Here is a 9,432-nt window from a genome sequence, read left to right as displayed (position 1 = left end):
CGCCTACCCGTCACGCCTCCTCGTCCCGCCCCCCCGCGACGCCACCCCGACCCGCCACCCCGACCCGCCACCCCGACCCGCCACCCCGACCCGCCACCCCGACCCACCACCCCGACCCACCACCCCGACCCGCCACCCCTCCGGCCGCCGTGCGCCAGGTGCACCGGACCTTTCCGGAACTTAGTTCGCACAGGGCGGCGAATTGTTTCCGGAAAGGGAGCTGAGGGGGCGACGCGCGCCCCGCGCCGGCGGGCCGCGGGCGCCGGGACTTTTCGGAACTTAGTCCGCGCTGGGTGACGAATTGTTTCCGGAAAGACGGGCGATGAGGAGGTCGACGCGGGGCCGGCGGTGGTTGGGGCGGAGGCGGGAGCCGTGGTTGAGGGTTGCTTGGCCGTGCAGAGCGCTCCAGAACACCTCGGTCAGGGTCTCCGGGTCGTCGGCGCCCGCGAACGGCTCGACGCCGGCCTGGATCTCGGCGAAGGCGCTCTTCAGCAGCAACGGGCTGTCGACGCTCGCGAACGCGAGGTCGGTCGGCCGGACGAAGACCGCCTCGTAAACGGCCGGGTGGTGGGAGGCGTAGTCGAGGTACGCCCGCGCGAGTGCGTGCAACCCCGCGACTGCATCCGGAGCCCTCCGCCGTGCAGCGCCGAGGATCCTGGTCAGTTCTTCGATGCCTTCGATTGCTACGGCGTCCACGATGGCGTTCATGTTCTTGAAGTGGCCGTAGAGGACGGGCTGGCTGTAGTCGACCTCCTCGGCCAGGCGGCGGGTGGTGACGGCGTCCCAGCCCTCGGATTCGGCGAGCTCGCGGGCGGTGCGCAGGATCAGGTCGCGGCGCTCCTCGCGGACCCGCTCCCGGCGTGACTGAGTCGGCATAGTCCGGATCTTAGCACTGCTAGACAATCTAGCGATGCTCGGGTTAGCATCGCTAGCAAGATTAGCGGTGCTAGATTTTCTGGCGCTGCTAGATCGTCACTAGTTCAAGGAGTACTGCGATGCGCCGCTTCGCCACCGTTCTGACCATCCTGCTCGGGATCTTCCCGCTCACGTTCGGTTCCGAGTTCCTGTTCGCCGGGGCGAGTGCGGCGACGAACTTCGGGATCGATCCGTGGCCGACCGGTGTCGCCGCCGGGTACTTCGCGGTGAAGGGCATCCGCGACATCGTCATCGGGCTCAACCTGCTGGCCCTGTTCGCGCTCGGTCAGCGGCGCGCGACGGGCATCCTGATGGCGATCACCGCAGTGATCCCGATCGTCGACATGATCACCGTTCTCACCCACAACGGCCCGGTCGCGACCGCGCTGGGCGTGCACGGGCTGACGGCGGTCGTGATGCTGTTCGACGCGTTCCTGCTGTTTCGTACGAGCAAGAGCCTGCGCAACGCGACAGTCGAGAAGGACGTTCAGCCGGCCCACGCGTAGCAGTCGATCGTGCAGTACTCGCGGAACCCGAGCCTCTCGTACACGGGCCGCCCGGCCGACGACGATCCCAGTACGGCGTACTCCGCCTCAACCGCGTGCAGTACGTCGTACGTGGTCGCCGCCCCGATCCCGCGCCGACGCGCCTCCGGGACCGTCATCACGAAGTACAGCCCGGCGACGCCCGCACCGAGGAACACGGTCGCCGTCGAGACGGGTCGCCCGTCGAGCCGCCCGACGTAATGCCGCCACGGATCGCCGTACCCGAGCGTCCGGTACGTCGACGCGACCCACCGCGCCTCCCGCTCGCCCTCGCCGAATCCCTGCCCGAGCGTCGCCTCCCACACTGCCAGCGCCTCGTCGTCCTCGACCCGCGTGATCGACAGCCCCGGTACGGCCGCAGGCGCTACCAGGTCCGGGATTGGTACCGCCATCCCCGGCTCCGCGCCGTCCGCCACGAACCCGGCCGCCGTCAGCGCCGTACGGTCGATCTGCAGGGACGGCCCGATGTGCCAGGTCCCAGGTACGCCGTGTTTCCGCAACTCTGCAAGGGATTCCGCGACCACGCCCATATCGGCGGCGTGCACGACGGCGTTGTGATAGTCGAGCGGCGAACCACCGATCGTCCATCGCGCCCGCTCGTCGTCCCGCTGCGCCCCACCGCCGGCGGCGCCCATCGCCATCAGCAACTCGGCCAGGTTGTCCTCGATCGCCCGTACGACGTCCATCAAGGCAGTCTGGCCGATCACCGGAACGCTGCGCGAGCCCATTCCCCGAACGTCGCCGCCGGCCGTCCGAGGAGCTGCGCGATGTCGTCCGTCATCGTCTCCGCGGCACCGGACCGAACCAGCTCCGCGCCGCGCAGAGCGACCGACACCACCGCCTCGTCCAGCCCACTAGCCCGCAGCTGTTCCGCGTAGACATCCAGCGGTACGTCGACCACAGTCAGCGCCGATCTGAGTACGTCAGACAACACAGCGACCTGCTCCGGAACGCTCAACAGCTCAGGCCCCGTCAACGTGTACGTCTGCCCGTGCCGGTCCGAGAGCAATGCCTCCACGGCAACCGCCGCCACGTCCCGCGGATCCACGAACGCGTGCCGCCCGGCTCCCGTCTGGTTCGGGATCGGCTGCCCACCGCGGATCGCGGGAAGCCATCGCAGCGCGTTCGACGCGAACCCGGACGGCCGCAGGATCGTCCATGCCAATCCGCTCTCCCGTACGGCGCGTTCGCCGGCTGCATGCCAGTTCCCGGGCATCCCTTCGTCCGTACTGCCGATCGCCGACAACTTCACGATCTTCTCCACGCCGCCCTGCAGCGCGGCCGCCACCAGCGCCCGGTCGTGGGCCGGCAACTGCGGCCCGGGAGCACTCAGCAGGAAGACCTCCCGCACCCCGTCGATTGCCTTCCGCAACGACTCGAGGTCGTCGAAATCCCCGTGCATCAAGCCTGGAATCGCCCGCCGGGTCATCCCGCGCACCGGGACGTCGCGCGCAGTCAGTTGCCGGACGAGCTCACTGCCAATGGTGCCGGTCGCACCCGTAACCAGAATCATCCGGCCACCTTGATCGTCCGCGGCCGCCATCGGATAGGAACTTTCGGTACTACAGAAACGAGTCCTGTGCTGGCTACGCTCGGCAGCGTGCACCCGTGGATCGAGAACGTCACCCTGAGACCGGCCGCCACGCCGGTCACGATCCTCCCGCCCGACCCCGCGGCCACGGTGGTCTGGCGGATGACTCCCGCGGGCGAGAGCGACGTACTGGTCGCGGGACCGCGCACGACGGCCTCGTACCACGCCACGAAGGAACTCCCGGTCTGTGTACGCCTCCGGATCCGCCCTGGAACACTCCCGCTCGCCGGCGAAATCCTCGACCGGACCGTCCCGCTCGAGGACCTATGCGGCCCGTCGGCGCGCGTCCTCGCTGAACAACTCGTCACCTGTCGCGACCGGCCCGAGGAGGCCGTGGAACTGGTCGGCGACTTCCTGCTCAATCGATTGCCCCTGCGGCTCGCCGGGCGACTGGAGTTGGTCGATCACGCCGTCGCAGACCTCAGGACCCGGCGGGTGGACGAGACGGCCGCGCGGCTCGGGGTCAGCGAGCGGTACCTGCGGCGCGTGTTCCGGCAGACGGTCGGCGTGTCGCCCAAGCACTTCGCCCGCATCGCCCGCGTACGCAGTGTGATCGGAGAAGAACGGAACTCCTGGGCCGAGACCGCGGCGTACGCCGGGTACGCCGACCAGTCGCACCTGATCGCGGACTTCCGCTCGCTCATGCACGTCACACCGAAGGCGTACGCGGCCGGCAACGTCCCGCTCAGTACTTGTTAGGGCAGCGCGACTTGTTAGGGCAGTGCGTTCCACTGCTCCAACGTGGACACGAGGAGTGAGGCAGTCGGGAGGTTGGCGATCTCCGTGCGCGTCACGAAGCGCGCGTCCGAGGCGTCGTCACCGGCTGTGAGCGTGCCGCCGACGGCCGTTGCCTCGTAGTCACGGATCACGTACAACCGGCCGCGCGGACCCGGCCGTTCGACCTCACCGACGAGACCGCCGACCACAACGGTCAGCCCGGTCTCCTCCGCGACCTCCCGCGCCACCGCGGTCTGATCGTCCTCGCCGGGCTCGACCTTGCCGCCCGGAATCGACCACAAACCCCGTCCGGGCTCGTTCAGCCGACGGACGACGAGAAGCCGGTGCTGCTCGTCGTACACCAGTGCACCCACACAGTCGACGCGCTCCATGCACCGGAAGGATAGGGCTTGTGTGCATAACTATCAGGTCCGGAAGGTGAACGCCGATACCATCAGCGGTGACAGTGGACCCGGCGAAGGGACAAGGCCAGCTCGTGCGCATCGACCTGCACACCCACTCGAACCGTTCGGACGGCACAGATACACCGGCCGTTCTGGTCAGGCATGCGCAGCAGGCCGGGCTCGACGTGATCGCGCTCACCGACCACGACACCGCCGACGGCTGGGTGGAGGGCCGGCTGGCCGCGGAGGAGGCCGGGATCGGTTTTCTCCCCGGCCTGGAGATCTCCTGCAAGCTGGACGGGATCAGCGTCCATCTGCTCGGCTACCTGCCCGACCCGTCGTACGCACCGCTCGCCGACGACCTGCGGATCGTCCGCGAGGGCCGTACGGACCGGATCCCGGCGATCGTCGCCCGGCTGAACAGCATCGGCGTGCCGCTGACCGTTGACGAGGTGCTGGCCCAGGCGACCGGTACGCCCTCGGTCGGCCGGCCGCACGTCGCCGACGCCCTGGTCGCGAACGGCACCGTGGCGAACCGGACCGAGGCGTTCGACAAGTACCTGGCGGACGGCCGCGCCGGGCACGTCTCGCACTACGCGCTCGATCCGGGCCACGCGATCGACCTGGTCCGCGAGGCGGGCGGCGTTCCGGTGATCGCGCACCCGTGGGGCCGGTCGAGCCACAAGGTGATGACCGAGGACACCATCGGCCGGATGGTCCACGACCACGGGCTGGCCGGGATCGAGGTCGACCACCAGGACCACTCGCCGCAGTCCCGGGACGCGCTGCGCGCGATCGCGCGGAACCTCGGCATCATCTACACCGGCTCCAGCGACCACCACGGCCTCGGCAAGATCGACCACGACCTGGGGGTGAACTCCACGGAGCCGGAGCAGCTCGACCGGCTGCTCGAGGTCGCCAAGACCAACGCCGCCGCCTCCGACGCTGCTGTTCCCGAGGCCTACCTGCCGTGAGCAGCGTCATCAACGCCGGCCTGTTCAGCTCGGTCTTCGTCACGCTCTTCGTGATCATGGACCCGCCCGGCACCGTGCCGCTGTTCATCTCGCTGACCGCGGGCCAGTCCCGCGCGGTCCGGAAGAAGGCCGCGTGGCAGGCGGTACTGGTCGCGTTCGGCGTGATCGTGGTGTTCGCGGCGTTCGGCCAGCAGATCCTGCACCACCTCGGCATCACGCTCCCGGCGCTCCAGTGCGCGGGCGGCCTGCTGCTCCTGCTGATCGCGCTGCAGCTGCTCACCGACACCGCCGAGGACCCGGTCCAGACCAAGAATGTGAACATCGCCTTCGTCCCGCTCGGTACGCCGCTGCTCGCCGGCCCGGGCGCGATCGTCGCCACGATGGTCTTCGTCCAGCGCGCCAACGGATCGCTGCCGGACGTGGTCGCGATCTCGGCCGGGATCGTCGCGATCCACCTGGTGATGTGGCTGACGCTGCGGTTCTCCGGCGTGATCATGCGGATCCTGGGGGAGAACGGCGTCCTGCTCATCACCCGGATCGCCGGCCTGCTGCTGAGCGCGATCGCCGTGCAGTTGGTCGCCGGTGCCGTCCGCGACTTCATCAAGGCGGGTTGATCGTGCTTCCTGGAATGCCCACCCGGCTGTTCGTGGCGACGCCGACGAAGCTGCTGACGTTCGCGGACTGCAAGCGGAAGTATCGCTACACCTACCTCGAGACGCCGCGCCCGCCGAAGGGTCCGCCGTGGGCGCACAACACGGTCGGTGCGATCGTCCACGAGGTGCTCGCGGACTTCTTCGGGCGCTGGCCCGCCGCCCGCCGTACGCCGGACGAAGTGGTCGCGAAGATGCGCTCGAGCTGGCGCAGCGAAGGTTTCCGCGACGAGCAGCAGTCGCTGGACTGGCGCGACCGGTCGACCGAGATGGTGCTCGGCTACCTGCGGGACTCCGATCCGTACTACGAGCCGCGCGGTGTGGAACGTACCGTCGCCTTCACCACCGAGCGGGCCTCGCTGCGCGGGCGGGTGGACCGGATCGACGAGCGGCCGGCCCGCGACGGGAGCGATGGGACCGAGCTGGCGATCGTCGACTACAAGACCGGCCGCCGGCCGCTGACACCGGTCGACGCACGCTCCTCGCTGGCGATGGCCCTGTACGTGCTGGGCGCGCGCCGCGTACTGCACAAGCCGTGTACGCGGGTCGAGCTACATCACCTGCCGACCAACACGATCGCCGCCGCGGACCACGACGAGGCGTCGCTCGGCCGGCACCAGAAGCGCGCGGAGGCAATGGCCGACGACGCGGCCGCGGCCGAGAAGCGCTGGGCCGCCGGACTGACGCCCGCGGAGGCCGACGAGGCGTTCCCGCCGGAGCCGTCACCGCTGTGCGGCTGGTGCGACTTCGCCAAGATCTGCCCCCAAGGCCGCCGCGAGGCACCCACCCGAGACCCCTGGTCCGCGCTGGAGGAGCCCGACCAGCCGCCCGTCGCCGAGGCAGGCTGAGGCCCCCACTCACCGCATGTCAGCGCCGTGTGCGCGTGGTGCCAGCGGGTGGGTGAACCCTGAGGGTGGATGAAAGGGGCTCGCCTGATGGGTGCGAAGACGATCAACAAACTGGCGGTGCCGGGGGCAACGCTGCACTACGAGGTTGCCGGCTCGGGGCCGGTGCTGCTGCTGATCGCCGGCGACGGAGCCGACGCCGGGGTGTTTTCCGGGATCGTCGGCCAGCTCGCGGCGGAGTACACGGTCGTGACGTACGACCCGCGCGGCAACTCGCGGAGCAGGTATGACGGCGCGGCGGCGGACGAGTCGGTCGCGCAGTCGGCCCTCGACGCGCTGGCCGTGATCGATGCGGTCGGTGGTGACGAGCCCGCGTACGTCTTCGGAACCAGCTCCGGCGCGATCACCGGCCTCGAGCTGATCACCAGGCACCCGGACCGGGTCCGGATGCTGGTTGTGCACGAACCGCCGTGCACCGAGGTTCTCGCGGACGCCGCCGACGCGCGCGCGTTCTTCGAGGAGGTGCACACCACCTACCGCGAGGACGGGCTGACCGCCGCCGACGTGGTGTTCATGATGGGCACCGGCAGGGACGGCGACGCGATGCCGCCGATGGAGGATCTGCTGCCCGAGTACCGTGAGCTCGCCGAGCGGATGCAGTCGAATGCCGCGAACTTCTACGAGCACAAACTGTTGCCGTTCACCCGCTATGTGCCGGACCTGGCCGCGCTGCAGCGGGTCGCCGAACGCGTCGTACCGGCGGCCGGCCTGGAGTCGTACGCGAACCTGCCGGGCCGACCGGTCGAGGTCCTCGCGGACCACCTCGGCTGGCCGGTGGTGATGTTCCCAGGCGGCCACGGTGGGTACTCCAGCCAGCCGGCTCCGTTCGCGACGCACCTGGCGCATCTGCTGAAGACGGATGCCGTGTAGGTTCTGGAGGTTTCCGGACACCGGTCCGGGCGCGGGTCTGAGGGGTCCCGCGCCCGGACCGGTTATTTGTGTTGACGGCCGCTCGATGATCGGCGTAGCGTCCCTCTTCTGCCTTTGACAATCGGCGTGGTTGATCCATGCCTTCACAGTGGTGTCCGAACCCCCGGGTCATTCCAGAACCGGGGCGGTTCTGCGTGCCGCTGTGCTGTCGCAGCCGTTCTCGGACATCGCCTGAGTTTCGAGAGGAGGTAGTGGTGGGTGTCTACTGGGCGATCGCCGTACGGTCCTTCCGGCGATTCTCGACGTACCGGATCGCGACGGCGTCAGGTGCGTTCACGAACTCGGTCTTCGGGTTCATCATGTGCGGCATCTACCTGACGCTGTGGCACGAACGGCCCGGCCTCGGTGGGTACGACGCCGCGGACGCGTTGACGTTCGTGTGGTTGCAGCAAGGGTTGCTGATGCCCGTCGGGATCTGGGGCTCCACGACCACCGGGGAGCTGGGGGAGCGGGTCCGCAGCGGCGAGATCGCGGTGGATCTGTACCGTCCGACGCAGTTGCTGCTGTGGTGGCTGTCGGTCGACCTCGGGCGGGCGCTGTTCCAGTTGCTCGTGCGCGGTGGGATTCCGCTGATCGCGGGGGAGTTGGTGTTCGACCTCAAGTACCCTTCATCGCCGCTGGCCTGGCTCGCGGTCGCCGCCGGGATTTTCCTGGCGGTCATGGTCAGCTTCGGCATCCGGTACCTGGTGGCGCTGTCCGGGTTCTGGATCACCGACACGCGCGGCACGGAGCAGGTGGCGCTGCTGCTGTCGACGTTCTTCTCCGGGATGGTCCTGCCGCTCGTCGTGTTCCCGGGCTGGATCGGGGACTTCGCGCGGGCGACGCCGTGGGCCGCCACGATGCAGGTCCCGATCGACATCTGGCTCGGCCGGAACCCGGGCGGGACCGGCGCTGCGCTGCTGTTCCAGCTCGGCTGGCTCGCGGTGCTGCTGCTCGGCGCGCAACTCGTCACCTCGGTCGCGACTCGGAAGGTGGTGATCCAAGGTGGTTGATCGATTGCTCCAGGCACCGTCGCAGTACTGGATGCTGATCACGATGTGGATCCGGTCGTCGATGGCGTACCCGTTGTCGTTCGTACTGATGCTGTTCGGCTCGATGGTGCTGACCGTGATGGACTTCGTCGCGATCGTACTGATGTTCAGTCACGTCTCGTCGTTCGGCGGATTCTCGCTGGCGGAGATGGCGTTGCTGTACGCAACGGCCTCGATGACACTCGGGATCGCGGACCTGTTCACGGGATCGATCGAGCAGGTCGGGCAACGGATCCGGACCGGCGCGTTCGACGCGTACCTGATCCGGCCGGTGCCCTCGTTCCTGCAGGCCGCGGCGGACGGATTCGCCCTGCGGCGGATCGGCCGGCCGGTACAGGCCACGACCGTGCTGGTGGTCGCGCTCACCCGGCTCGACGTCGACTGGACCGTTGCCCGCGGCATGATGCTGGTGGTGTCGATGATCGCCGGGTCGGTGATCTTCGGCGCGATCTTCGTGCTCGGCGCGGCGTTCCAGTTCATCTCGACGGACTCCGCGGAGCTGGCCAACTCGTTCACGTACGGCGGCCAGACGATGACGCAGTACCCGCTGGCGATCTTCGGTCAGCAGATCGTCCGGGCCGTCACGTTCGTCGTACCGATTGCCTTTGTCAACTATTACCCGGTGCTCTACGTACTGGGGAAGCCTGCCCCGCTCGGGTTGCCGTCCTGGATCGGCCTGCTGTCGCCGCTCGTCGCGGTGCTGATGGTCGCGCTGGCAGCGCTGGCGTGGCGGGGCGGTCTTCGTCGCTATCGCAGTACAGGGAGCTGAA

Annotated in this window: 12 protein-coding genes; 8 read left to right on the top strand and 4 right to left on the bottom strand. The window is 68.9% G+C overall.

What is annotated here, in order from left to right; translation table 11 throughout:
- Positions 1-279 precede the first annotated feature (279 nt).
- The gene (locus ACGFI6_RS22070; RefSeq protein WP_393121254.1) at positions 280-876 is read right to left on the bottom strand and encodes a TetR/AcrR family transcriptional regulator; all 597 of its coding nucleotides are present in this window, start codon (positions 874-876) and stop codon (positions 280-282) included.
- 119 nt (positions 877-995) lie between these two features.
- On the opposite strand from ACGFI6_RS22070, the gene ACGFI6_RS22065 reads away from it, so the two are divergent.
- Positions 996-1,421, top strand: coding sequence for a DUF4267 domain-containing protein (locus ACGFI6_RS22065; protein ID WP_393121253.1), 426 nt, complete (start codon positions 996-998; stop codon positions 1,419-1,421).
- On the opposite strand, the gene ACGFI6_RS22060 is transcribed toward ACGFI6_RS22065, so the two are convergent.
- The gene (locus tag ACGFI6_RS22060; protein WP_393121251.1) at positions 1,403-2,146 is read right to left on the bottom strand and encodes a GNAT family N-acetyltransferase; all 744 of its coding nucleotides are present in this window, start codon (positions 2,144-2,146) and stop codon (positions 1,403-1,405) included. The two genes, ACGFI6_RS22065 and ACGFI6_RS22060, sit on opposite strands and share 19 nt — an antisense overlap.
- Before the next feature lie 17 nt (positions 2,147-2,163).
- Complete coding sequence (locus ACGFI6_RS22055; protein WP_393121249.1) at positions 2,164-2,973, bottom strand: NAD(P)H-binding protein; 810 nt, start codon at positions 2,971-2,973, stop codon at positions 2,164-2,166.
- A gap of 87 nt (positions 2,974-3,060) precedes the next feature.
- Here ACGFI6_RS22055 and ACGFI6_RS22050 point away from each other — a divergent pair, with 87 nt between their 5' ends.
- Positions 3,061-3,750 carry a helix-turn-helix domain-containing protein gene (locus ACGFI6_RS22050; RefSeq protein WP_393121247.1) on the top strand — a complete coding sequence of 230 codons (690 nt, stop codon included), beginning with the start codon at positions 3,061-3,063 and terminating at the stop codon, positions 3,748-3,750.
- A gap of 14 nt (positions 3,751-3,764) precedes the next feature.
- On the opposite strand, the gene ACGFI6_RS22045 is transcribed toward ACGFI6_RS22050, so the two are convergent.
- Complete coding sequence (locus ACGFI6_RS22045) at positions 3,765-4,160, bottom strand: NUDIX domain-containing protein (protein WP_393121245.1); 396 nt, start codon at positions 4,158-4,160, stop codon at positions 3,765-3,767.
- 104 nt (positions 4,161-4,264) lie between these two features.
- Between ACGFI6_RS22045 and ACGFI6_RS22040 the strand changes: the two genes are divergently transcribed.
- The 6 genes from ACGFI6_RS22040 to ACGFI6_RS22015 all read left to right on the top strand — a co-directional run bounded on the left by ACGFI6_RS22040 (position 4,265) and on the right by ACGFI6_RS22015 (position 9,431).
- The gene (locus ACGFI6_RS22040) at positions 4,265-5,146 is read left to right on the top strand and encodes a PHP domain-containing protein (RefSeq protein ID WP_393121295.1); all 882 of its coding nucleotides are present in this window, start codon (positions 4,265-4,267) and stop codon (positions 5,144-5,146) included.
- Positions 5,143-5,760: a MarC family protein gene (locus ACGFI6_RS22035; RefSeq protein WP_393121242.1), complete on the top strand. Its 618-nt coding sequence runs from the start codon at positions 5,143-5,145 to the stop codon at positions 5,758-5,760. The genes ACGFI6_RS22040 and ACGFI6_RS22035 overlap by 4 nt, the downstream gene beginning before the upstream one ends.
- A gap of 2 nt (positions 5,761-5,762) precedes the next feature.
- Entirely contained in the window at positions 5,763-6,644 is an 882-nt protein-coding gene (locus ACGFI6_RS22030) for a RecB family exonuclease (protein WP_393121240.1), read from the top strand.
- An 87-nt stretch (positions 6,645-6,731) separates the two neighbouring features.
- Positions 6,732-7,571 (top strand): alpha/beta fold hydrolase, encoded by an 840-nt coding sequence (locus ACGFI6_RS22025; protein ID WP_393121238.1) that lies wholly within the window; start codon positions 6,732-6,734, stop codon positions 7,569-7,571.
- A 254-nt stretch (positions 7,572-7,825) separates the two neighbouring features.
- Positions 7,826-8,623, top strand: coding sequence for an ABC transporter permease (locus ACGFI6_RS22020; RefSeq protein WP_393121236.1), 798 nt, complete (start codon positions 7,826-7,828; stop codon positions 8,621-8,623).
- A complete protein-coding gene (locus ACGFI6_RS22015) occupies positions 8,616-9,431 on the top strand; it encodes an ABC transporter permease (protein ID WP_393121234.1) in 816 nt (271 codons plus the stop codon). Before ACGFI6_RS22020 ends, ACGFI6_RS22015 begins: the two co-directional genes overlap by 8 nt.
- The last annotated feature ends 1 nt before the right edge of the window (position 9,432 follow it).

Origin of the sequence: Kribbella sp. NPDC048928 (assembly GCF_043197975.1) — a bacterium.
Taxonomy (GTDB): Bacteria; Actinomycetota; Actinomycetes; order Propionibacteriales; family Kribbellaceae; genus Kribbella.
Note: the sequence above shows the minus strand (reverse complement) of the source record. Positions and strands in the feature narration are given on the sequence as shown.

Bases quoted from the DNA above. Each gene is read 5' to 3' on its own strand.
- ACGFI6_RS22070 (WP_393121254.1), bottom strand. From the start codon at position 876: ATGCCGACTCAGTCACGCCGGGAGCGGGTCCGCGAGGAGCGCCGCGAC.
- ACGFI6_RS22065 (WP_393121253.1), top strand. From the start codon at position 996: ATGCGCCGCTTCGCCACCGTTCTGACCATCCTGCTCGGGATCTTCCCG.
- ACGFI6_RS22060 (WP_393121251.1), bottom strand. From the start codon at position 2,146: ATGGACGTCGTACGGGCGATCGAGGACAACCTGGCCGAGTTGCTGATG.
- ACGFI6_RS22055 (WP_393121249.1), bottom strand. From the start codon at position 2,973: ATGATTCTGGTTACGGGTGCGACCGGCACCATTGGCAGTGAGCTCGTC.
- ACGFI6_RS22045 (WP_393121245.1), bottom strand. From the start codon at position 4,160: ATGGAGCGCGTCGACTGTGTGGGTGCACTGGTGTACGACGAGCAGCAC.
- ACGFI6_RS22025 (WP_393121238.1), top strand. From the start codon at position 6,732: ATGGGTGCGAAGACGATCAACAAACTGGCGGTGCCGGGGGCAACGCTG.